Annotated in this window: 19 protein-coding genes and 18 tRNA genes; 1 reads left to right on the plus strand and 36 read right to left on the minus strand. The window is 42.7% G+C overall.

The window, feature by feature from the left end:
- Window positions 1–267 precede the first annotated feature (267 nt).
- Window positions 268–1530, minus strand: a complete 1263-nt coding sequence (purD, locus tag ACESR9_RS07660; protein WP_373106227.1) for a phosphoribosylamine--glycine ligase — start codon at window positions 1528–1530, stop codon at window positions 268–270.
- Window positions 1531–1712: 182 nt separating this feature from the next.
- Between purD and ACESR9_RS07665 the strand changes: the two genes are divergently transcribed.
- On the plus strand, window positions 1713–2732 hold the full coding sequence (locus tag ACESR9_RS07665; RefSeq protein ID WP_373106228.1) for a GBS Bsp-like repeat-containing protein: 1020 nt from the start codon (window positions 1713–1715) through the stop codon (window positions 2730–2732).
- 54 nt (window positions 2733–2786) lie between these two features.
- Here ACESR9_RS07665 and purH read toward each other — a convergent pair whose 3' ends face one another.
- The 35 genes from purH to ACESR9_RS07840 form a co-directional block, all read right to left on the minus strand.
- Entirely contained in the window at window positions 2787–4334 is a 1548-nt protein-coding gene (gene purH / locus ACESR9_RS07670; RefSeq protein WP_373106229.1) for a bifunctional phosphoribosylaminoimidazolecarboxamide formyltransferase/IMP cyclohydrolase, read from the minus strand.
- 75 nt (window positions 4335–4409) lie between these two features.
- Window positions 4410–4958: a phosphoribosylglycinamide formyltransferase gene (purN, locus tag ACESR9_RS07675; RefSeq protein ID WP_373106230.1), complete on the minus strand. Its 549-nt coding sequence runs from the start codon at window positions 4956–4958 to the stop codon at window positions 4410–4412.
- A gap of 184 nt (window positions 4959–5142) precedes the next feature.
- Complete coding sequence (gene purM, locus ACESR9_RS07680) at window positions 5143–6165, minus strand: phosphoribosylformylglycinamidine cyclo-ligase (protein ID WP_373106239.1); 1023 nt, start codon at window positions 6163–6165, stop codon at window positions 5143–5145.
- Window positions 6166–6195: 30 nt separating this feature from the next.
- A complete protein-coding gene (gene purF, locus ACESR9_RS07685) occupies window positions 6196–7635 on the minus strand; it encodes an amidophosphoribosyltransferase (RefSeq protein WP_003009289.1) in 1440 nt (479 codons plus the stop codon).
- A 12-nt stretch (window positions 7636–7647) separates the two neighbouring features.
- The gene (locus tag ACESR9_RS07690) at window positions 7648–11373 is read right to left on the minus strand and encodes a phosphoribosylformylglycinamidine synthase (RefSeq protein WP_373106231.1); all 3726 of its coding nucleotides are present in this window, start codon (window positions 11371–11373) and stop codon (window positions 7648–7650) included.
- A gap of 63 nt (window positions 11374–11436) precedes the next feature.
- Window positions 11437–12144, minus strand: coding sequence for a phosphoribosylaminoimidazolesuccinocarboxamide synthase (gene purC, locus ACESR9_RS07695; protein WP_373106232.1), 708 nt, complete (start codon window positions 12142–12144; stop codon window positions 11437–11439).
- Window positions 12145–12294: 150 nt separating this feature from the next.
- Window positions 12295–12543 carry an acyl carrier protein gene (locus tag ACESR9_RS07700; RefSeq protein WP_013904385.1) on the minus strand — a complete coding sequence of 83 codons (249 nt, stop codon included), beginning with the start codon at window positions 12541–12543 and terminating at the stop codon, window positions 12295–12297.
- A 3-nt stretch (window positions 12544–12546) separates the two neighbouring features.
- Window positions 12547–13542 carry a phosphate acyltransferase PlsX gene (gene plsX / locus ACESR9_RS07705; protein ID WP_373106233.1) on the minus strand — a complete coding sequence of 332 codons (996 nt, stop codon included), beginning with the start codon at window positions 13540–13542 and terminating at the stop codon, window positions 12547–12549.
- Entirely contained in the window at window positions 13539–14318 is a 780-nt protein-coding gene (gene recO / locus ACESR9_RS07710) for a DNA repair protein RecO (protein WP_373106234.1), read from the minus strand. Before recO ends, plsX begins: the two co-directional genes overlap by 4 nt.
- Complete coding sequence (locus ACESR9_RS07715) at window positions 14302–15483, minus strand: pyridoxal phosphate-dependent aminotransferase (RefSeq protein ID WP_373106235.1); 1182 nt, start codon at window positions 15481–15483, stop codon at window positions 14302–14304. Before ACESR9_RS07715 ends, recO begins: the two co-directional genes overlap by 17 nt.
- Window positions 15484–15638: 155 nt before the next feature.
- Window positions 15639–16487 carry a class B sortase, LPKTxAVK-specific gene (gene srtB / locus ACESR9_RS07720; RefSeq protein ID WP_373106236.1) on the minus strand — a complete coding sequence of 283 codons (849 nt, stop codon included), beginning with the start codon at window positions 16485–16487 and terminating at the stop codon, window positions 15639–15641.
- An 88-nt stretch (window positions 16488–16575) separates the two neighbouring features.
- Window positions 16576–17208, minus strand: a complete 633-nt coding sequence (gene abpA, locus ACESR9_RS07725; protein WP_373106237.1) for an amylase-binding adhesin AbpA — start codon at window positions 17206–17208, stop codon at window positions 16576–16578.
- A gap of 222 nt (window positions 17209–17430) precedes the next feature.
- The gene (locus tag ACESR9_RS07730; RefSeq protein WP_176744607.1) at window positions 17431–17571 is read right to left on the minus strand and encodes a hypothetical protein; all 141 of its coding nucleotides are present in this window, start codon (window positions 17569–17571) and stop codon (window positions 17431–17433) included.
- A gap of 48 nt (window positions 17572–17619) precedes the next feature.
- Entirely contained in the window at window positions 17620–18594 is a 975-nt protein-coding gene (locus ACESR9_RS07735; RefSeq protein ID WP_003002322.1) for a ribose-phosphate diphosphokinase, read from the minus strand.
- Between the two features lie 178 nt (window positions 18595–18772).
- Window positions 18773–20014, minus strand: coding sequence for a peptidoglycan hydrolase PcsB (gene pcsB / locus ACESR9_RS07740; RefSeq protein WP_070586640.1), 1242 nt, complete (start codon window positions 20012–20014; stop codon window positions 18773–18775).
- A gap of 93 nt (window positions 20015–20107) precedes the next feature.
- Window positions 20108–20608 (minus strand): rod shape-determining protein MreD, encoded by a 501-nt coding sequence (gene mreD, locus ACESR9_RS07745; RefSeq protein WP_195529594.1) that lies wholly within the window; start codon window positions 20606–20608, stop codon window positions 20108–20110.
- 1 nt (window position 20609) lies between these two features.
- Complete coding sequence (gene mreC, locus ACESR9_RS07750; RefSeq protein WP_373106238.1) at window positions 20610–21428, minus strand: rod shape-determining protein MreC; 819 nt, start codon at window positions 21426–21428, stop codon at window positions 20610–20612.
- Between the two features lie 62 nt (window positions 21429–21490).
- A tRNA-Ser gene (locus tag ACESR9_RS07755) sits at window positions 21491–21578 on the minus strand.
- A 4-nt stretch (window positions 21579–21582) separates the two neighbouring features.
- A tRNA-Ile gene (locus ACESR9_RS07760) sits at window positions 21583–21656 on the minus strand.
- A 33-nt stretch (window positions 21657–21689) separates the two neighbouring features.
- Window positions 21690–21760 (minus strand) — tRNA-Gly (locus ACESR9_RS07765).
- Window positions 21761–21776: 16 nt separating this feature from the next.
- A tRNA-Phe gene (locus ACESR9_RS07770) sits at window positions 21777–21849 on the minus strand.
- 3 nt (window positions 21850–21852) lie between these two features.
- Window positions 21853–21926 (minus strand) — tRNA-Met (locus ACESR9_RS07775).
- Between the two features lie 9 nt (window positions 21927–21935).
- Window positions 21936–22025, minus strand: a tRNA-Ser gene (locus ACESR9_RS07780).
- Window positions 22026–22035: 10 nt separating this feature from the next.
- Window positions 22036–22109, minus strand: a tRNA-Ile gene (locus ACESR9_RS07785).
- Between the two features lie 16 nt (window positions 22110–22125).
- Window positions 22126–22199, minus strand: a tRNA-Met gene (locus ACESR9_RS07790).
- Window positions 22200–22205: 6 nt separating this feature from the next.
- Window positions 22206–22279 (minus strand) — tRNA-Pro (locus tag ACESR9_RS07795).
- 19 nt (window positions 22280–22298) lie between these two features.
- Window positions 22299–22372 (minus strand) — tRNA-Arg (locus tag ACESR9_RS07800).
- Between the two features lie 36 nt (window positions 22373–22408).
- Window positions 22409–22482 (minus strand) — tRNA-Arg (locus tag ACESR9_RS07805).
- Window positions 22483–22501: 19 nt separating this feature from the next.
- Window positions 22502–22587: transfer RNA gene (locus ACESR9_RS07810), tRNA-Leu, on the minus strand.
- A 7-nt stretch (window positions 22588–22594) separates the two neighbouring features.
- Window positions 22595–22666: transfer RNA gene (locus ACESR9_RS07815), tRNA-Gly, on the minus strand.
- A gap of 23 nt (window positions 22667–22689) precedes the next feature.
- Window positions 22690–22762 (minus strand) — tRNA-Thr (locus ACESR9_RS07820).
- 17 nt (window positions 22763–22779) lie between these two features.
- Window positions 22780–22861, minus strand: a tRNA-Leu gene (locus tag ACESR9_RS07825).
- A gap of 6 nt (window positions 22862–22867) precedes the next feature.
- Window positions 22868–22940 (minus strand) — tRNA-Lys (locus ACESR9_RS07830).
- 24 nt (window positions 22941–22964) lie between these two features.
- Window positions 22965–23037, minus strand: a tRNA-Asp gene (locus ACESR9_RS07835).
- 2 nt (window positions 23038–23039) lie between these two features.
- Window positions 23040–23112: transfer RNA gene (locus ACESR9_RS07840), tRNA-Val, on the minus strand.
- Between the last annotated feature and the right edge of the window lie 3 nt (window positions 23113–23115).

Consider the following 23115-nt stretch of genomic DNA (forward strand, 5'->3'; position numbering starts at 1 on the left):
CTTAGGTGGTGGGGACGGAAGCAAACCTTCGGTTTCATTCCTAAACTTTGAGCCTAAGGTCTCAAAGTTTCCCCCGACCAGAACAGATGCTGTTCTGGTCTTTTCACCACGGCGACCATTAACGTGTTTGGCGACTTCATCGCCTAATATAGCATTGATATTCGAAAACTCGAAGAAAATCATAGAGTGACAAGGCAAAGCGACGAAGATAGAACTAAAGTTCATCAAGGAGCTTTAACACAGTCAATCGAAGATTTTCAAAGAGTTTTATTTATTCGCCTTGCTACCGATATCCGTACGATAGAACAAGCCTTCGGTGTTTTGTTTGTTGAGTTCCTTGTAGATGATGTTTTGACCGTCTTTGACGGTATCTGCTGTTGTGACGAGCATGTAGACACGTCCGCCGTTTGAGAGGAGGTCTTGGCCATTTTCAGCAAATTTGGCACCAGCATAGTAAGTGATGATGTCGCCTTCTGTCTTGGCTGGAAGCTTGACACCCTTCTCATAAGCCAGTGGGTAGCCGTTTGAGGCTACAACCACACCTAGTGTCACACCCTTATCCGTCCAAGTGATGGCCGGCTCTTTGCCATCCAAAATATCCGTGATATTTTGCGCAAAGTCAGATGTCAACCGTGGCAAGATGATTTGCGTTTCAGGATCGCCGAAACGAGAGTTGAACTCGATGACTTTCGGTCCATCAGCTGTCAAGATAAGCCCCGCGTAAAGGACACCAAGATATGGACGACCTTCTTTGATCATACCTTCAAGGACTGGCTTGACAATGGTGTCAACCGCTGTGTCAACCACGCTCTGTGGCAAGTGAGGAACTGGCGCATAGGCACCCATCCCACCAGTGTTAGGACCCTTGTCACCATCGTAGGCACGTTTGTGGTCCTGAGCTGTTGGCATGATGTAGAACTTGTCCCCATTGACAAAGGCAAAGAGAGAGAACTCTTCCCCGTCAAGGAATTCCTCGATGACCACACGCGCACCTGAGTCACCGAATTTATTGTCCAAAAGCATCTCCTGAGCGGCTTCTACTGCTTGCTCGACTGTCTCAGCAACGATGACACCTTTACCAAGGGCCAAGCCGTCTGCCTTGACGACGATTGGAGCGCCTTTTTCCTCGATATAAGCCTTGGCTTCCTCGAAATCTGAAAATGTGCCATAGGCTGCTGTCGGAACATCATATTTGACCATGATTTCCTTAGCAAAATCCTTGGACCACTCCAGTTCAGCCGCAGCCTTGGTTGGACCAAATGCTTTGAGACCATTCGCATTGAAATCATCCACGATTCCAGCCGCAAGGGCATCATCTGGACCGATAAAGGTCCAGGCAATATCATTGACTTTTGCGAAGTCAATCAGCTTAGAATGTTCGGAAATTCCGATATTGATCAAATCTAGACCATCTAATCGCATCCCGTCATTACCAGGAGCCACAAAAACCTGCTCAACGTCCTTAGACTCCAATAATTTCTTGGCAATCGCATGTTCACGACCACCAGAACCAACAACCAAAAGTTTCATCTTGAACCTCTTTTGCGAATTATTTTATTAAATTATATCATAATCGTTCGTTTTATTCTAATGATTTCAGCAAAAGTCTCCTATTTTCAGTAGAATCCAAACATTTTTTGCTATTTTCTCCTATTTCTCATTTTTTTCCGAATAGTATAGGTGAGACCTACTAATTGACGAAAAGGAGTATTATGCAAACGATCAAAAAAATTATCGTACTGACTTGTGCGACATGGGGGATGCAAACCTCTTTTGCTCATGCAGATCAAGCGACCAATGCTATCTATGCCGAAAAAGGGCAGCTGATGATTCATCTTGGAAATGTCCCGGATAAGTATCATAAGATCCAAGTTCCCATCTGGTCTGACCAAAATGGCCAAGATGACCTGATTTGGTATCCTGTGGAGCGAAGTGACACTGGATTTAATCTACAAATGCCATTGACCAACCATTCTGATCAAGCTGGACTTTATCATGTTCATGTCTATGGGATGGAGGCAAATGAACAGTTAACCGGTCTTTACCCTCTCACGACCAGCGTCCAGCAAAAAGACCTGGCTTCTTCCCAGCCAAAAATCACGATTACACCCATCTCCTCACAAGAATTCGAGGTAGACCTGAAGTTATTCGAAGACGTTGACGAAATTGTCTTCCCCATCTGGTCTGAAGAAAATGGGCAGGATGATCTGGTCTGGTATCCCGCAAAGAAGATAGCACCTGGACATTTCCAACTGCGCTTTCAGGCTCAAAAACACAAGGGAAGCAGGCTATTTCATCTCCACGTCTACCAGAAAAGCCAGGGACAACTAAAAGGACTATTCCCCACTACATTTCAAGTGGAAAAGGCAAAGTCAAAGCTCACTCCACTCGCAACACACCCGGGAAACACCTACCCCATTGGTGAGTGCACCTGGGGAGCCAAAGAATTAGCCCCTTGGGCCCACAATTGGTGGGGAAACGGTGGTATGTGGGCAGCTAGTGCACGCGCTGCGGGATTCCGGACAGGAGACATCCCAGAGGTCGGTGCCATCGCCTGTTGGGACAATGGGGGATATGGCCATGTCGCCTTGGTTACAGACGTTGAACATGACCAAAAAATTCAGATCCAGGAGGCTAACTACAACGGCCATCGCTATATCGACAACTTCCGCGGTTGGTTCGATCCAACCAACCCCATCTGGGGGACCGTCACCTATATCTACCCAGATTAAGGTCTTCTTAACTAGCAGAAAAGACACTCATCGCTGAATGAGTGCCTTTTTTGATTAATGTCTAAAATGTCTCACGCCTGTGAAGATCATGGTCAAGCCGTATTTATCAGCCGCTTCGATTGACTCTTGGTCACGGACTGATCCACCCGGCTGGATGATCGCTTTAATCCCTGCTTTGGCGATTTCTTCCACGTTATCCGCAAATGGGAAGAAGGCATCTGACGCAAGAACAGCGCCGTCAAGACGGTCTTTAGCTTGGTCAATAGCAATACGAACTGAAGCCACACGGTTTGTTTGACCAGGGCCAACACCAAGTGTCATGTGGTCATTAGTCACGATAATTCCATTTGATTTGACATACTTGATGGCTTTCCAAGCAAACTCAAGAGCTGTTGCTTCTGTCTCCGTTGGTTGACGCTTGGTCACCACTTGCCAGTCAGCTGGACTTTCTTTCACCACGTCTTGGTTTTGAACGAGAAGGCCGCCAACAACACCAGTGTATTCTGCTTCCACTTCACTGGCATCTTGAGCATCAAACGGTAGCTCAAGAATCCGCAAGTTTTTCTTCTTGGTAGTCAAGATTTCAAGCGCTTCATCTGTATAGCTTGGTGCAATGATGATTTCAAGGAAGACACCGTGCATTTTTTGAGCTGTCGCAGCGTCTACTTCACGGTTGAGAACCACGATTCCACCAAAGATGGATACTGGATCAGACTCATACGCATAGTCCCAAGCAGTCTCGATGTCATCTGCTTGACCGATCCCACATGGATTCATGTGTTTGAGAGCCACAACGGTTGGACGGTCTTTGAAATCACGGATGATCCGGATAGCGGCATCAGCGTCACGGATATTGTTGAAGGATAATTCTTTCCCGTTCAGCTGTTTAGCGGATGCAATGGAGTAATCCGTTGGCAAAGCTTTTTGATAGAAGTCTGCGTCTTGTTGAGGGTTTTCACCGTAACGCATTGGTTGCTTAAGATCATAAGTCAATGTGAGTTTTTCAGGTTTTTCTTCACCCACTTGAGCAGTGAAGTATTCTGCGATCAAAGCATCATAGGCTGCTGTGTGGCGGAAGACTTTCGCTGCCAAACGTTGGCGAGTTTCGTAACTTGTTTCGCCGTTGGCTGCCAATTCGTCCAAAACCACAACATAGTCAGCAGGGTCTACCACAACTGTTACGCTAGCGTGGTTTTTAGCTGCTGAACGAAGCATAGATGGCCCACCAATATCGATATTTTCAACCGCATCCGCGTAAGTCACGTCTGGTTTAAGGATGGTTTCCTTGAATGGGTAAAGGTTTACCACCACAAGGTCGATCAATTCAATCTTGTTGTCCTTAGCAGCCTCTAGGTGGCTATCGAGGTCACGACGAGCGAGGAGACCACCGTGGATATTTGGGTGGAGAGTCTTCACACGACCGTCCATCATTTCTGGGAAACCAGTCACATCGTCAATGGCAATAGTGTCTACTCCAGCATTATCAAGGGCAACTTTAGTACCACCTGTTGAGATAATGTCCCAACCGAGTTTTTTGAGTTCTTGGGCAAATTCAACAATGCCCGCTTTGTCTGAAACACTAATTAGTGCGCGTTTAGTCATTTTCTTTCTTTTCCTTTTTTAAAAAAGTTCTTTATCAGCTACAGTCGAAAATGTTTTTTCCGATCAATGGCTTCCTTATTTTCGTGCTACTCCCAAACGTTCCAAGACTTCTGGATAGAGCTTGTACTCTGTTTCATGGATGCGAGTTTCGAAAGTATCAAGGGTATCACCTTCAAGGCGTGGGACACGGACTTGTTTGATGACCTTTCCGGTATCAACGCCCGAATCCACCCAGTGAATGGTCACACCGCTCTCAGCAACGCCCGCATTCCAAGCATCCTCAATACCATGAGCACCTGGAAATTCAGGGAGATAAGCCGGATGAATATTGATGATACGGCCTTCATAAGCTGCTAGCAAGGTTGGACCAACGATTTTCATATAACCCGCCAAACAAACTAGGTCAATCTGGTGCTCATCCAAAAGTTTGACGATAGCTTCTTCATAAGATGCTTTATTGTCAAATTCCTTGAGTTCAAAGGCATGACTCACCACACCAAGATTTTTGGCACGTTCTAAGACGTAGGCATCCCGGTGATCTGAAAAGACAAATTCTACTGGAAATTGTTCCGCAATCACCTGAAAGTTTGAGCCGTTGCCAGAGGCAAAAACAGCAATTTTCATATTCGATACAAAGGGACGTTTCGGCTAGCCGAACAGTTTCGTAGAAAAATAGGAAATCATTGCTGGGTGCTTGCCCACAAAATGATTTCTCTTTTTTCCTAGAAAATGAGTCCCGTGTTCAGTTAGGCTTGCTAACTAAACATTCCTTTCTACAATTTCTCCGTATAAAATGGTGATAGCACCATTATTTAATCACCACACTTGCGCCATCTTTCTTCACAATCCGACCGATTTCATAAACAGGTTCGTTAAGAACTTCTTTGACACGTTCAACATTTTCTGGTTTCACTGCAAGCATAAGACCAATCCCCATGTTGAAGATTTCAAACATTTCTTCATGTTTGATTTGGCCATATTTTTCAAGGGCTTTGAAAATTGGAAGAACTGGCACTTTACTTTCGTCAATTTCAGCAGCTAAGTCATCTGAGAACATACGTGGTACATTTTCGATGAAACCACCACCTGTGATGTGGGCAATTCCGTTGACCAATTCTTCTTTGATGAGTGGCAATGCTGCTTTGACGTAGATACGAGTTGGTTCCAAAAGAACGTCTTTGAGTTTCTTCCCTTCCAATTCTGGGAGAACTTCTTCACCTGTATAGTCCGCAAAGACACGACGAACAAGTGAGTAACCATTTGAGTGGATACCGCTTGAAGCAAGTCCAAGAATCACATCCCCTTCAGCTACTTTTGAACCGTCGATGATTTGAGATTTTTCTGCAACACCGACAGCAAACCCGGCCAAATCATAGTCATCTTCACCATACATACCAGGCATTTCAGCTGTTTCCCCACCGATAAGGGCTGCACCAGCCTGCACACAACCTTCTGCAACACCAGCAACGACCTGTTCCAATTTAGCTGGTTCATTTTTACCAGTTGCGATATAGTCAAGGAAGTAAAGGGGCTCAGCACCTGCAGCGATGATATCGTTAACACACATGGCCACACAGTCTTGACCGATCGTATCGTGTTTGTCGTACTTAATAGCCAGCATGAGTTTAGTACCGACACCATCTGTACCTGAGATCAAAACGGGCTCTTTGACACCTGTTTTTGAAAGGTCGAACATACCACCGAAGCCACCGAGAGCTCCCATAACACCTGCACGTTCCGTACGAGCCACATGTTTTTTGATCCGTTCAACAACTTCATAACCCGCTTCAACATCCACACCAGACTGTGCATACGCATTTTTATTTGTCATTTGTTTCATTCCTTTTCTTTTGCACTGCTCTTAATAAAAAGAAGTATGTTCTTTCAAACTTTCCACATAGCGTTCTTCATAATCATACAAAGGCGTTGGATATTTTCCATCAAAGTAAGCCACACAAAGACCGCCATTGGGGGCATCTGTATCAATTCCAATAGAATCAATCAAGCCATCGATTGACAAATACGTCAAGCTATCTGCACCAATAATATCGCGTGTTTCCTCTACTGTATGATTGGCAGCAATCAATTCCTTACGTGTTTGAATATCGATCCCGTAGAAACATGGGTAGGCAAGGGCTGGGCTACCGATTGCTACGTGGACCTCTGTAGCTCCTGCTTCTTTCAATAACTTCACAATTCGACGTGATGTTGTCCCACGTACGATAGAATCATCGATCATGACAACCCGTTTGCCTTTCACGACACCGGATACGGCAGAGAGCTTCATCCGAACCCCTTGCTCACGTAATTCTTGTGTCGGTTGAATAAAGGTCCGTTGGGTGTATTGGTTTTTAATCAAGCCCATTTCATTTGGTAGGCCGGATTCTTCCGCAAATCCCATAGCTGCACTAAGTGAAGAGTTAGGTACACCGACCACAATATCTGCTTCATGTTTAAATTCACGTGCCAATTGAGCCCCCATACGTTTACGAGCTGTATGGACATTGACCCCTTGAATATTGGAGTCCGGGCGGGCAAAGTAGATATACTCCATCGAACAAACAGCCAATTGGGTGTCCGTTGTATAGTTATCGTAAGTGATGCCGTTATCATCGATGATCACAACTTCACCTGGATTCACATCGCGGATCCACTCAGCACCAACCACTTCAAAGGCACAGGTTTCAGATGAAACCACGATAGCTCCATTGGCCATTTTCCCAATCGAAAGAGGACGGAAACCATTTGGATCCAAGGCCGCAATCAGCTTATCTTCCAGCATGAGAAGGTAAGCAAATCCACCTTTCACCGTATTCAAGGCTTCTTTCACCTTACCCATGAAGGATGGGTTGTGGCTCCGACGAATCAGGTGGGCCAAGATTTCTGAATCAGAAGTTGAGCTAAAGATCGCCCCGTTATTTTCCAACTCCCGTTTGAGGGACTTGGCATTGGTCAAATTCCCATTGTGGGCCAGTCCAAACTGGGTATCATGAAAGCGAAAGAGGAAGGGCTGGATGTTATCCACCGAAGCTTCCCCAGCTGTCGCATAGCGAACATGGCCAATCGCTCCCGTTCCTGTTAACTTATCCAAGTTAGCAGGATTTCGAAACACTTCTGAGAGAAGACCTGTATCACGATACCGTTTTAATTGACCCGCATCATTCGAAAGGATCCCCGCCCCTTCTTGACCACGGTGTTGAAGACTGTGTAATCCGAAATAAGTCAGTTTTGCAGCATCTGGGTGTCCCCAGATCCCAAAAATACCACATTCTTCATTAAGAGATTTAACTTCGTATGTCATTTTGTATACCTTTTATTTTCCAGTAAAGTATTGAACCGCTGATGCAAAGAGATGTTGATCTTTATTTCCTGGAATATTTTGGAAGAGACCGTCTTCGAAACGTTCTGAGTGACCCATTTTCCCGATGATTTGACCGTTCTTGCTGGTAATACCTTCGATCGCATGGACAGAACCATTTGGATTGTATTTTGAATCCATGCTTGGTTTCCCTTCGAAGTCAACATATTGGGTAAAGATTTGACCATTGTCACGAAGCTCTGCAAATTCCTCAGCTGTCACGACAAATTTACCTTCACCGTGTGATACAGGGATGGCATGGATGTCACCAACTTCTACTCCGGCAAGCCATGGTGAGTTGGTGTTGGCAATCCGTGTTTCAACCATCTTAGCCACGTGTTGGTTGGCATCATTGTAGAAGAGAGTTGGACTCGTGCTGCTCGCATCTTCAAAGTTACCATATGGAAGAAGACCTGATTTAACAAGAGCTTGGAATCCATTACAGATACCAATAATCAAACCACCACGTTCGATGAAGCTATCAATGGCTGCACGTACTTTTTCATTGAGCAAGATGTTCACGATGAATTTAGCGGATCCATCAGGTTCATCCGCTGCTGAGAAGCCACCTGCAAAGAAGATAATGTTACCTTTTTCGATGTTGTCAACCATAGTGTCAACAGATTTGACAATCGCTTCTTCATTCAGTGTGACAAATGGTACCAAGTTGACTTTTGCACCTTCTTTTTCAAAGGCCTTAGCGGAGTCATATTCTGAGTTGGTACCTGGGAATACCGGGATGTAAACCACTGGTGTGTCAACTGTTTCTTTAGCTTTAATCACAGCATTTGTTGCTACAGCAGGTACTTCTTCCAACTCAGTTGCTTGTGCAAATTCCGTTGGATAAACTTCTTCCAATTTACCTTGGAAGGCACTGTCAAGTTTGTGTCCATCAAGCGTTACACCATTGACAGTAAGTGTAAAGTCAGCTACTGTTTGTCCGATCTTAGCAACACCTGCAATTTCTTCAGGCGATGTGAAGACGAATCCACCTAATTGGGCTGTCAAGCTAGTGTCAAGGTCAGCTAATTCGACGTTTGCTCCGATATGGTTCCCAAATGTTGCAAGGGCAAGAGCTTCAACCACACCACCATATTTAACAGCTGATGCAGCTGTCACTTTGTGGTCAGCTTGGATAGCTTCAAATTGAGCAAAGTTCGACTTGATGAGATCAAAATCAATTTCTTGTGCCAAAGCTTGACCTGGGATGTAATAGATATTTTCACCAGCAGCTTTGAATTCTGGAGAAAGAACCTTACGGCTATCCGCAGTTGTGACACCAAAAGCAACCAAGGTTGGTGGTACTGTCAATTCTTCAAAGGTACCAGACATCGAGTCTTTCCCACCGATAGATGGCAAACCAAGTTGAATCTGAGCTTCGATTGATCCAAGAAGAGCTGATACTGGTTGACCAAAGCGCTCTGCTTGTTTATCCATCCGCTCGAAATATTCTTGATAAGAGAAACGAGCCTTAGACCAGTTTGCACCAGCAGCAACCAAACGAGCTGTTGCTTCGATGACTGCATAAGCAGCGCCATGATATGGAGACCATTCGGCGATATAAGGGTTGAATCCTTGCGCCATAACAGATGCAGTTGTTGTCACGCCATGTTGGACTGGCAATTTCTGTACAGAAGCTTCTGTTGGTGTGATTTGGTAGCGACCACCAAGTGGGTGATTGACTGTTGAACGACCAACTGAGCTATCAAAGATGGTTTGTAAACCTTTTTGACTAGTATGGTTCAAGTCAGCCAAGACTTCAAGAGTATCCGCTTCAAGGGTTTCAGCAGATGTTTGACGTTCTTCGGGAAGCTTGACATCCTTGTCAACCACCTTAGCATCTACAACCACACGTACACCGTTTGTATCAAGGAAACGACGTTCCAAATCAACGATTGTTTCACCATTCCAGTGCATGACAAGATTTGGTTTTTCAGTTACTGTCGCAACGACAACAGCATCAATATTTTCTTTGTTACATTCAGCAACGAAAGCTTCTACATCTTCTGGACGAACCACTACAGCCATCCGTTCTTGAGATTCTGAGATAGCAATTTCTGTACCGTTCAAACCTTGGTATTTCAATGGCACTTTGTCTAGATCAATTTCAAGACCATCTGCCAATTCACCGATCGCCACACAGACACCACCAGCACCAAAGTCATTTGATTTCTTGATCAGACGGGTCACTTCCCCATTACGGAAAAGACGTTGAATCTTACGTTCTTCGATGGCATTCCCTTTTTGAACCTCAGCACCAGCTGTTTCAACAGATTCAACCGTTTGAACTTTAGAAGAGCCTGTCGCACCACCGACACCGTCACGTCCAGTCTTACCACCAAGCAAGATAATCACATCACCTGCTTCAGGTTTTTCACGAACCACATTTTCCTTAGGAGCCGCACCGACAACTGCACCTAGCTCCATACGCTTAGCAACGAAACCTGGGTGGAAGTATTCACGAACATAAGTTGTGGCAAGACCAATTTGGTTCCCATATGAAGAATAACCGTGAGCCGCTGTTTTAGAAATCACTTGTTGTGGCAATTTACCAGCGCGAGTTTCTGAAATTGGAGCTGTAATATCACCAGCACCTGAGATACGCATGGCTTGGTAAACGTAGGAACGCCCTGACAATGGGTCACGAATGGCACCACCGATACAAGTAGCCGCTCCACCAAATGGTTCGATCTCCGTTGGGTGGTTGTGCGTTTCGTTCTTGAACATGAGAAGCCATGGTTCTTTGACACCATTGACATCCACTTCAATTTCAACAGAGCAGGCATTGATTTCATCAGACACTTCCATGTCATCCAAACGACCATTGGCACGCTCATAACGGCCAAAAATAGTCGCCATATCCATCAAAGTTTGAGGTTTTTCTGTACGTCCCAACTCATCACGCATGGCAATATACTTGTCATAAGTCGCTTGCAATTGTTTTTCAAATTTAGAAGCTGAGAAGTCGATGTTTTTCAACTCAGTCTCGAAAGTTGTATGACGGCAGTGGTCAGACCAGTAAGTATCCAAAACCTTCAACTCAGTCTCAGTTGGCACCCGTCCAATGGATTTGAAGTAATCTTGAATGAAGAGAAGGTCATCCACTTCCATGGCCAATCCTTGCTCAGCCTTATACTGTGCAAAATCTTCTGCCGTATATGTTTCAAAGAAATCCAAGCTTGGAATGGTCTTGTCAGACTCAGAGAAATCCTGTTTCGCAATGCCAACAGTGATATCTTTGAAACGAGAATCCACTGGGTTCAAAAGGTAGTTTTTGACAGCTTCCAACTCATTCGCATCAATATCCTTGTTAACCAAGTAAAGTTGTGCTGTGTTCACTGTTACATCATTTGAACTACCAAGCAAAAGCAAAGCTTCTTGTGAAGATGCTGCACGTTGGTCAAATTGACCAGGCAAGCTTTCGATCGCAAAGAAAGCATATTTCTCAAGATCAGCCTGAACCGTAGCTTCATCCAAAACAGTATCGGTCACTTGCTCAGAGAAGATGTGTTTTTCCGCACGCGCAAACAAGTCCTCTGCCAAACCAAAAACATCGTAAACCTGAACAATCCGAAGATCCTTCAACGTTTTCAACTGAAGATTATGCTGCAATTCTTTTACTAAAGAGTCCGATTTCACACGAAAATCAGCTTTTTTCTCAACGAAAATACGTTTATCCATTTTATTTCCTTTATTTCTATTCAAACATGTTATCGAAGACGAAGGTTTTCCGTTTCAAAATGATTACTTCAAGGCTTGCAATTTTTCCAATACAACTTCATAAACATCTGTCAAACTGCCCAAGTCCCTACGGAAAACATCCTTGTCCATATGGTGCCCTTCAGCGTCCCAAAGGCGGCAGTTATCTGGAGAGAATTCATCTGCCAAGATGATCTTGCCATCCTTATCAAAACCAAATTCCAGTTTAAAATCGATCAAACGAAGACCAATTTGTGCAAACCAATCTTTCAACAATTCATTGATGCGACGTGTTTCTTCCTTGATATAAGCAATTTGTTCATCATTGGCAATATCCAAGAACTTGACATGCTCATCATTGATAAATGGGTCATCCAAATCATCGTTTTTATAGTAAAATTCAACGATTGGAGTTTTCAAGTCCAAACCTTCTTCAACGCCAAACCGTTTTGAGAAAGAACCTGCAGTCACGTTTCGAAGAACCACCTCCAAAGGAATAATTTTAACCTTCTTATTCAATTGTTCGGTATCAGAGATACGTTCGATAAAGTGCGTCGCAACACCCGCAGCATTCAATTTTTCAAAAATAAGAGACGAAATCTGATTATTTAGCACACCTTTTCCTTTAATAGTCTCCTTACGAGCCCCATTTAGCATAGTGGCCTGGTCCTTATAGACCGACTTAATCACATGTTCGTCCTCAGTAGTATAGATATCCTTAGCTTTTCCAGTATAAATCAGTTGATTGGTCATGACTTTGTTCGCCTTTCGTATTTTATCACCTTCATTCTATCACATACAAAGTGTATTTTCAATAAAATTCCGTACAATATAAGCAGAATCCGAATGAAAAGAACAGAAAAAAAGACCATTCAGAATAATCTCTGAACGATCCTTTTTCAATTAATGGACAGCAGTTCGTTTTTCGATATAGTCGACAACGTCTCCCACTGTGTTAAATTCATCAATGGCCTTATCTGGAATCTCCATTTGATATTCATCCTCAAGATTGATAATAAATTCCATCAACTCAACAGAGTCCGCCTGTAAATCCTTGCGTAAATCTGATTCCAAGGATACTTGAAAATTTTCCCCATTGCGATCTTTAAGAAATGTTTCAATCGTAGCTAAAATTTCATTCTGTTTACTCATATATTACTCCTTTTTTGATAATTCCTTCACTGATTTTCCAACAACATCTGTCTCTAACATGGTTCGAACTTGACGAATGGTACTATAGACTGCTTTGGCATCACTCGAACCATGCGTTTTAACAACAGGTGCTTGAAGACCAAACAAGACCGCTCCTCCAACATCTGAGAAATCTAAGGTTTGTTTCAATGATTTCAAACGGTCCTTGAGCAGAAAAGCTCCTAATTTCGCCTTCCAGTTTCCAGTGGCAATCGCTTGTTTCAATTGCTTCAAGATCCCAAAAGCCGTTCCTTCCATCGTTTTCAAAACAGCGTTTCCCGTGAAACCATCCGCCACAACGACATCAGCAACGCCATCCATCAAGTCACGCGCTTCCACGTTTCCAACAAAATGAATCGACTCATCCTCAGATAACAATTGGTAAGTTTCCTTGCGCAAAGGATCTCCCTTACTAGCTTCTGTCCCATTATTCAATAGACCCACACGTGGTTTTTGAATCCCACGAACATTTTCCGCGTAGTAAGACCCCATCAGAGCATACTGATGCAAGTGCTCTGGTGTATTTTCCGCATTGGCACCTAAGTCTAGCATATCATACCCGCGACCATCAACCGTCGGAAGTGTGGACATCAAACCTGGACGTTCCACCCCTTTGATCCGTCCAACGATAAAGAAACCTGCTGCCAACAAGGCACCTGTATTTCCCGCAGATAGCATGGCATCGACCTCACCATCCTTCACATCCTTGGCAGCTAAGACCATCGAAGCCTGTTTTTTCCGACGAATAGCCCGCGTTGGCTCATCATCTGAATCGATTTTTTCTTCCGTATGCACAATCAATACACGTTCTGTTGCGGTTAAATAGTCTTTGATTTTTGCCTCATCGCCATACAAGACAATCTCAATATCATCAAAATCGCGAATGGCTTGATTCACACCTTCTACCAAGGCTTGAGGTGCATTATCGCCCCCCATTGCATCTACTGCAATTTTTTTCATGTTTCACCTCCAGATGAATCTTTCATAATCGCTCCCCAATCACTCAAGGAATCGATAAACTTTTTAGCTTTTAAATGGATCCCTACATACTCCTCATACAACTGATCAATTGCCTGACGCAGAGCTGTTTTCATCTCCGCTTGTAGAGAAATCGTCTCCAACTCACTGAATCGTACTGCTTGAAACTGATCCAATAAATAGAGAACATTCGGATGCCAGTGGGCTCGTCTCTCATCCTGATCATAGTGATCCGGACAAAGGACCCCACTATACCGAAAAGAGTAATCAAAAGGAAGTCCAACCCGATGACAGAAACAACATTCATGCAGATTCAAGATAACTCCAAATCGTGATAGAATCTGAATCTCAAAAATATTGGTCAAAACCTCATAATCCAGTCCCTCTTCCATCAAAGACAAGGTCTTTTCCAAAAAAGCAAACAGGGCTGGATCCACCTGATTATCCTGAATACTTGCATCCGCAAGCGCCAGAACATAGGTCGCATAAGAAAGAGCAAAAAGATCTGCATTGATTTTTTTATAAACCTGCACATCTTGAAAATCACCAATATAACTCAGCCCATCATCATTGATTTTCAACAACATATCTGCCGTTACCAAAGGTTGCAACATGGGATTCAACCGTGATTTTCCCGCATGTTTCACAAAAAACATCCGCTTCCCTGACTTCTCTGTGAAGATTTTGACCAGCTTGTCATCCTCACGAAACTCCCGATTATACAGGACGATTCCCCGGGTCTCAATTGACTCCAGCATATTCTTCCATATACTCCTTCAAGCGTTTCATTGCTTCCTTGATAACCTCCATGCTGGCTGCATACGACAAACGCACATAGCCTTCACCATATTGACCAAAAGCAGCACCAGGAATGAAAGCAACTGCTTTTTCACGCGCAAAATCCTGCAAGAAAGCAAAGGAATCTTGATTATAACCAGCTGGGATTTTAGCAAAAATATAAAAGGCTCCATCTGGCTTAATAATCTCAAACCCAAGCGCGGACATCTGTTCGATAATATAATCCCGACGCTTCACATATTCCTTCTTCATCGGCTCCGCATCATCCCGACCAGCAGTCAAGGCCTCGATCGCAGCATACTGGTTCATGGTTCCAGCAGCCGTTACCAAATACTGATGGCTCTTGATGAGTTGGGCCGTCAATGTAGCAGGCGCAAAGATAAAGCCAAGCCGCCAGCCTGTCATGGCATGAGATTTGGACAAGCCATTAATAACAATGGTCTGTTCAGGAATGAAGGAGGCCATAGAAACATGCGCTTCTCCAGTATAAGTCAGCTCTGAATAGACTTCATCACAAATCACAAAGACTTCATATTTTTTTAAGACAGCAGCCAATTCCGCCATCTGTTCGCGCGAATAAGTAACACCCGTTGGATTAGCTGGATAATTGAGAATAACAGCCTTCAATTTTTCACCCTGCTCTAGAATCGTCTTTTCCAACTTTTCAGGAGTCAAGACAAAACGATCTGCTGTCGTATCAATTTCGACAATCTCCGCCCCAACCAGATTCACAATAGGCTCATAACCCGGATAAGCCGGTGCAGGAAGAAGCACCACATCTCCAGGTTCCAAGATTGCTGTCAAGGTTGCAGACAGGGCTTCAGTCGCACCAATCGTCACCAATATCTCATCTTCAGGACGGTAGTGAATCCCATACTTATCCGCCACAAACTGACTCGCAGCCTCACGCAAAGCCAGCAAACCACTCATCCCAGTGTAATGGCTAAAATTCGCATCAATGGCAGCCTTTCCTGCTTCTTTTACATGTTCAGGAGTTGTAAAATCCGGTTCCCCCAAAGTCAAACGCAAGACACCAGGAATGGAAGAAATTGATTGATCGAACTGACGAATCAAAGATACTTCAATCCGATTCAAATTTTTATTAAAACGTTTCGTTAAATCCATAGAACACCTCCAAAAACACTTATATTCATTATACTATAAATAGGACCCCATCGCAAAAGAACAAGCAAGATCCCCACCTTTTGCTTACCACCAAAGAACATTTCAAAAATCCTTCCATGCAAAAAAGACTTAGCAATGCTAAGTCTTTCAAGTCATTATTGTTGGCCACGTGTTGCCACGTATTTCAATTGATCTGCATGTTTTGCCACAAAATCCTTCATTTCTGAATCAGGAATTTGACGAAGGTAGAGGTTAGAACGAATGGTTTCATCCTCTTCACGACAAGTGGACAATACTAAATACTTATCAGATGCTTTGATCTTGATATTAGGGTTCTTCGTACGAGCTGACTCATAGATATTCTTCAACTGAGTGGTGAAATCTTTATCATCTGTAAAGCTTGTACGGTAGAAAGCAGTGTCCTCTGGGACAATGACCAATCCCATCGCTTCATAGTAATATTTCCGCTCTGGTGTCTCAATCACAACATACGGATGTTGATCGAAAAATTCTTGCGTATCGTAGAAGTTGACATCGTTAAACATGCGGTGGTCGCCGACCTTACTACCACGAGCATGACCAAACAACCAAGTCAAACGATCACTGAAGTCTTTCTTGTTATCCATATCCATGAAGACTGTCCCCATGTATGGTTCATTTCCACCATCAAACGTCTTATTCAAATAAGTTTCATTATCAGTGGTTTGGACAACAGGTTCATCCAACTCAGTACCCGGTGCATAAACATAAGCAATTGCTTCTGGATTAACAGCAGTTAACTGAGCAAAACGATTTTTCAGGTAATCTTTTTCTTCTTGACTAGGTTCATATTTGGCTGCTTGCTTGGTTGAACTTGTTCCAGTTGTCTTTTTAGCCGTGCTAGATAACTTACTTCCTCCAAAAGGATTAAAGAAAATAAATCCAGCAACAAGCACAACAACTGCAACAAGAGCAGCAATTACAAGACCCAATTTATTTGAACTTTTTTCCCCAGCTCTTTTCATTGATTGATCTCCTCTTGATGATTTTTTCTAAAAAATAACACTGAACCCGAAGGCCCAGTGATATTTTACGAGCTAATTAATAATCAAATTATTTAGCTGCGCTTGTTTTTGGAAGAGCTTTACCAGCTTGTTTTGAACCAGCTTTACCAGCTTCTGCTTTTTTAGCTGCTTCTTCTGCTTTAGCTGCGTCTGCTTTAGCTGCGTCTGCTTTAGCTACGTCTGCTTTAGCTTGTTCAGGATTAATTCCATGTTCTTTCAAGTAACGAGCATTCTTTTGTTCTGGAGTTTCGTTCAAGATATAGTAAGAACCTTGTTTCTTGTCAGCAGTGTTGTATGTTTCTTGGAATTTTTGTACATATTTGTTACGTACGTTCAAGAATGCAGTATTGAATGCTGCTTCATAAGCTGCTTTCTTTTCACCGTAAAAGTGTGAACCACCTTCAACAGCATCCAATTCAGCTTTAGCTGCTACTACTGCAGGATCTTGTGCTGCTTCAGCTTTGATTTCTTCCATGTGACCGTTAAGGTATTCTTCAACTTTACGACCATTTTTAAACTCAGTTTGTGCGTTGTAAGGATCGTTAACACCGCCACCAGTTACTGGTTGGTCATATGCACCTGGAGTGTTTGCTCCACCGTTGATTCCACCTTCGGCAAGAACTGGTGCTGCTGCAGCAAATACTGCAAGAGCTGCTACTGATGATAATAAAACTTTTTTCATTGTTTTATCTCCTTTTTTCTTTTCAAAAATTATTCGTTACTTCGTAACTATGACTAGTATACTAGGATATTCTGCCTATGTCAAGACTTTTTCCATTTTTTTTTAAAAAAAGTTTAAGCTTTTGATCCATTTGAGATATAGAACTACGGATTTAAAACCATCTTGGAAAGACACTTTATTCATATATAAAAATGTATTTAAAAAATAGAAATCTTTTCTATCCTATTTTACCACCCCATTTTTTGGCAATCGTTTCTTGGGCAAACTAGGATCAGCCTTTGCTTCTAGTTCTTTAGCTGCTCGAACTAGTTTTTTCCTTTTCTTTTCTTTTTTTAGATTTTCCAACCATTTTCTGATTTCCATTTGTATTTCCTCCTATACAAAAGAGGCTGGTCTCCAGCCTCCTTATTATTAACATTTTTTGGCATTTCCGATTTCAAATAGAGGGGAAAGAGGACGATTTTCATGAATGCGAACAATAGCCTCAGCTAGAAGTTTCGCAATCGAAATTTGCTCAATTTTGTCAATCAAACGATCCTCCGATAGATAAATCGTATCCAATACGACCAACTTCTTAATGGCTGATTTTTGGATGTTATCCATCGCTGGACCTGATAAAACAGGGTGAGTGCAGCTCGCATAGACTTCAACAGCACCTGCTTCTGCAAGGGCATCCGCGGCATGACATATTGTACCAGCTGTATCAATCATATCATCAATCAAAATACAAGTCTTGCCTTCAACACTCCCAATGATATTCATCACTTCACTCGTATTCATCTTATCAACACTTCGACGTTTATCAATAATCGCAATCGGTGTCTTCAAAAATTCAGCTAATTTCCGAGCACGAGTCACCCCACCATGGTCTGGACTGACAACAACATAGTCTTTTCCAATCATCCCGCGACGTTCAAAATAGTCGGCGATCAGAGGCGCACCCATCAAGTGGTCAACGGGAATATCAAAGAAACCTTGAATTTGAGCAGCGTGCAAATCAATTGTCAACAGACGATCAACTCCAGCAACCTCAAGCATATTGGCTACTAACTTAGAAGTAATTGGTTCACGAGCCCGAGCTTTCCGGTCTTGACGAGCATAGCCGTAATATGGCATCACCACATTAATGGATTGCGCACTAGCCCGTTTCAACGCATCTACCATAATCAAAATTTCCATTAGATTATCGTTAACCGGTGAGCTAGTGGATTGCAAAATATAAACATCTTTCCCACGGATTGATTCTTCAATATTAACCTGAATTTCTCCATCAGAAAATTGACGAACCGTTGACTTTCCAAGCGGTAGTCCCATTTCTCGAGACACACGTTGAGCCAATTCTTGATTTGACGACAAAGCAAAGAGCATTAAATCAGAAAATGACATGATTTCCTCCAGTAAAATCTAAAACCATATTGTACAGTCAGCACAAATTTCTCCTGTAATCATTTTATCGCTTTTTAAGCAAATATTCAAATATTAATTTATGGAAATTACAAAATCTATCACTACCTAAATTCTATCAAAAAAGAAGCAGAACAAATGTTCTGCTTCAGTATAATTCTTAGTTTGGATAGATATAAGTAACAGTACCTTGTGCTGTTGTTGGGTTAAACCAACCACGGTAGTTACCAATACTACGGATACCATTATAGTTAGACTCAGAAACTTGGATGCTTGTTGTAGATTGAACGGCTGTAACAACTGCTACGTGTCCATATCCACCATCATTCCAACATGCAATGGCACCAACTTGTGGTTGAGATCCTGTACGGAATCCTGCTGCTGCTGCACTTGCTGCCCATTGTCCACCATTACCCCAGTAATCACCGGCCCATGGAGCCAATGTCTTCGCACCCCATGTACATTCACCAACTGGATAAGATGATGCAGATGTACTATAAGTTGGACGAGAAGTAGTTGCTACTGGTGCAGCCGCTGCTTGAGTTTGAACAGCAGGTTGAGCTGCTGCTTGAGTTTGTGCCGCCGCTGGTGTTGCAGCAGGTGTTTGAGCCGCTGCCTGAACTTGTGCTTGAAGAGTTGTATTAGCAGAAGCTTTTACAGCTGCTTGTTGCTCTTTTTGTTTTGCACGGTAAGCTGCTTCAGCTGCTGCCGCTGCTGCTGCTGCTTTTTCAGCTTCAGCTTTCTGTTGCAACAAAGCATTCTTTTCGTTTTCAGCAGTTGATTTTTCAGCAGCCAAGTTCAATTGTGCTACTTTCAACTCAGCTTCTTTTGTTGACAAAGCTTGCGCATCATCTTCTAATTGCTGTTTGTTTGCAATGACAGTATTGATAGCATCGTTGTTTTCTTTTTGTTTTTGTGCAATATCTTCTTTATCACGTTTTTGCTCTTGCAACATTTTGTTGTTAGCATCTGCAATTTCATTCATAGCAGAAATACGTGAGATAGCTTCTGTCAAAGATCCAGAGCTAACAATCGCATTAATATAGCTTGTTGCAGTCCCAGTTGTTTGAGCACTACGTGCTTGATTTGCAAGTGATTCTTGACGAGCAACAATATTTTTTGACAACTCATCGATCTCAGCTGACAATCGTTCAGATTCTTCATTCAAACGATCATTTTCAGCTTGAAGATTTTCTTGTTGTTTTTTAATTTCAGATACTTGACCTTGAATTTGATCTACCTGAGCTTGTGCGCTTTGTTGTTGTTGATTAATACTATTGATTTTGTTATCTTGAGCAGCAATCTTATCATCTGTTGAATCAGCTGATACACCAGCTACGACAGCACCTTGTGATAAAGCAACTGTACTCAATAAGATTGTGGCAAATAATTTTTTCTTCATTAGATAAATTTTCCCTTTCTAATAAGACACTAACTAGTATAACAAATTTTTTGAAATTTTATATTACGCTATTGTTACATTTTTATTGCGAGTTTATAAATAAATCTTTTCAAGTAAAGGCTGTAATACTAATAATAGAAGTACATTCAAAATTAAACTTGGGGAAATTTGGTAAATAATTAGTGTAATCCAGTTAAATTTTATACCGATAAAAAGAACCAAAAGAAGGTTTGTTAAAATCTGAAATAATAGAATCGTTAATAAAAATGTAAAAAAACGAGTCAATCGATTGACTAAAATAATCTGATTACACCGATAAAAAATCACCTGAAGTAAAGGAAATACTAGGAAGGCAATTCCTAGAGTGTGTAAAAAATACACATCAAAACAAAAACCAAAGAAGACTCCCCACCAAATACTAGCTATCTCAGAGAAATAGAGACTCAATAACATAAAACCATATAGAAATAAAAATGAAGTAGGTTCAAAGGAGTTTGGACAGAAACGAGAAATAAGAAGAGAGATCTGCCCGTCAACAAATAAAGATAAGAATAAGATTAAAGGGAAAAAATGGTACTTACGTATGACTTTCACACTACTCTCCGATCAATAGTACATAACGATTGACATCTAAATTAGCCTTTGGTTTCACACGAATTTCTTGCCCTAACTGATCAGATGCCTTTTGAGTAGAAGTCACTGTACCAAGAGGTAAGTCACTACTCTTATATTTTCCTAAACCACTTGTTGAAACCAGAGATCCTTTTTTAATTTCAACTGGATCTCCAATTTGCAACAACCGAAACTCACCCGTCTTCTCATCATAACCATTTAATAAGGCAAAAATAGATTGACCTTGACTCTCAATTTTAAACGTCAGGTGTTGTGAAGAAATAGTATCTTCGACTAATAATTTTACTTTACTAGAATGTTTCTCTATACTTTCTACCACACCAATGACGCCACCAGACGAAAGAACAAACATAGAATCAGAAATTCCATCTGAACTACCTTTATCAATAACAAATTCCTGATCCCACGAACCATAATTACGGTCAATAATCTCACTAACGACTTGTTTAGAACCCGATACAGAATTCTTGATTGACATCAAATCCTTTAATTCTCTATTTTCTGATTCCAAACGGTTAAGTTTTGACTGGTCTATATCCTTTTGATAAAGACGTGATTTTAACGAACGGTTTTCATCATTTAATTCAGATAAATTCTTTAAATCCTTTGCCTTAAATTCCACAAAAACAAATGGTACCGATACTGTCTTATCAACAATAGCTAATAGATCAGAAGATTTTAAAACAATCGAAGTTCTAACAGATGGAAAAAGAAATAAAATTCCTGAAACAGTTAAAACAAACACAAAACTAAAAATTTTAAAGAATCGATTCAAGAACATAGACAAAACCTTCAAAAATATAAAAAATAGTTTGAGATGACATCTCAAACTTCGAAATTATACGGAGAATGGGGGATTCGAACCCCCGCGCCGGTTACCCGACCTAACGATTTAGCAAACCGTCCTCTTCAGCCTCTTGAGTAATTCTCCAAAATGGGCACGAGTGGACTCGAACCACCGACCTCACGCTTATCAGGCGTGCGCTCTAACCACCTGAGCTACGCGCCCAAGTTAAAAACTTGGTAAAGAACCTATGTTCAAAGCGGGTGACGAGAATCGAACTCGCGACAACAGCTTGGAAGGCTGTAGTTTTACCACTAAACTACACCCGCTTATTATTAAAAGAAATGGCGCGAGACGGAATCGAACCGCCGACACATGGAGCTTCAATCCATTGCTCTACCAACTGAGCTACCGAGCCAAATTGCGGGAGCAGGATTTGAACCTACGACCTTCGGGTTATGAGCCCGACGAGCTACCGAGCTGCTCCATCCCGCGTTAATATTAAGGAGGATGTGGGATTCGAACCCACGCACGCTTTTACACGCCTGACGGTTTTCAAGACCGTTCCCTTCAGCCGGACTTGGGTAATCCTCCAAGATAACAATGGACCTTGTAGGACTTGAACCTACGACCACTCGGTTATGAGCCGAGAGCTCTAACCAGCTGAGCTAAAGGTCCAACAAGATCAACAATATAGCGGCGAAGGGGATCGAACCCCCGACCTCCCGGGTATGAACCGGACGCTCTAGCCAGCTGAGCTACACCGCCATAATATCGGGAAGACAGGATTCGAACCTGCGACACCTTGGTCCCAAACCAAGTACTCTACCAAGCTGAGCTACTTCCCGATCTAAAGCTACCGCTTTATGCACCCTAGAGGAGTCGAACCTCTAACCGCCTGATTCGTAGTCAGGTACTCTATCCAGTTGAGCTAAGGGTGCTCGTTCCTATTCAATTATTACATAGCCTTGCGACCATGCACCCTAGAGGAGTCGAACCTCTAACCGCCTGATTCGTAGTCAGGTACTCTATCCAGTTGAGCTAAGGGTGCTTCTTTCAACCTTTGTCTATGCCGAGGACCGGAATCGAACCGGTACGATCGTTACCAATCGCAGGATTTTAAGTCCTGTGCGTCTGCCAGTTCCGCCACCCCGGCCTCCTCAAGCGAACGACGGGATTCGAACCCGCGACCCCCACCTTGGCAAGGTGGTGTTCTACCACTGAACTACGTTCGCATTGCTTTCTTTATATAAAAAAATGCCGGCTACATGACTTGAACACGCGACCCTCTGATTACAAATCAGATGCTCTACCAACTGAGCTAAGCCGGCTCATTATTATTCTCTTATGCGGGTTAAGGGACTTGAACCCCCACGCCGTAAAGCGCCAGATCCTAAATCTGGTGCGTCTGCCAATTCCGCCAAACCCGCAAAATATGACCCGTACTGGGCTCGAACCAGTGACCCATTGATTAAAAGTCAATTGCTCTACCAACTGAGCTAACGAGTCTTAAAATAATTTTCATTATTTTAACGGTCCCGACGGGAATCGAACCCGCGATCTTCGCCGTGACAGGGCGACGTGATAACCGCTACACTACGGGACCTATGGGAGTTAACGGGATCGAACCGCTGACCCTCTGCTTGTAAGGCAGATGCTCTCCCAGCTGAGCTAAACTCCCAAA

It is taken from the genome of Streptococcus parasanguinis (genome assembly GCF_964238605.1).
Classification (GTDB): domain Bacteria; phylum Bacillota; class Bacilli; order Lactobacillales; family Streptococcaceae; genus Streptococcus; species Streptococcus parasanguinis_AJ.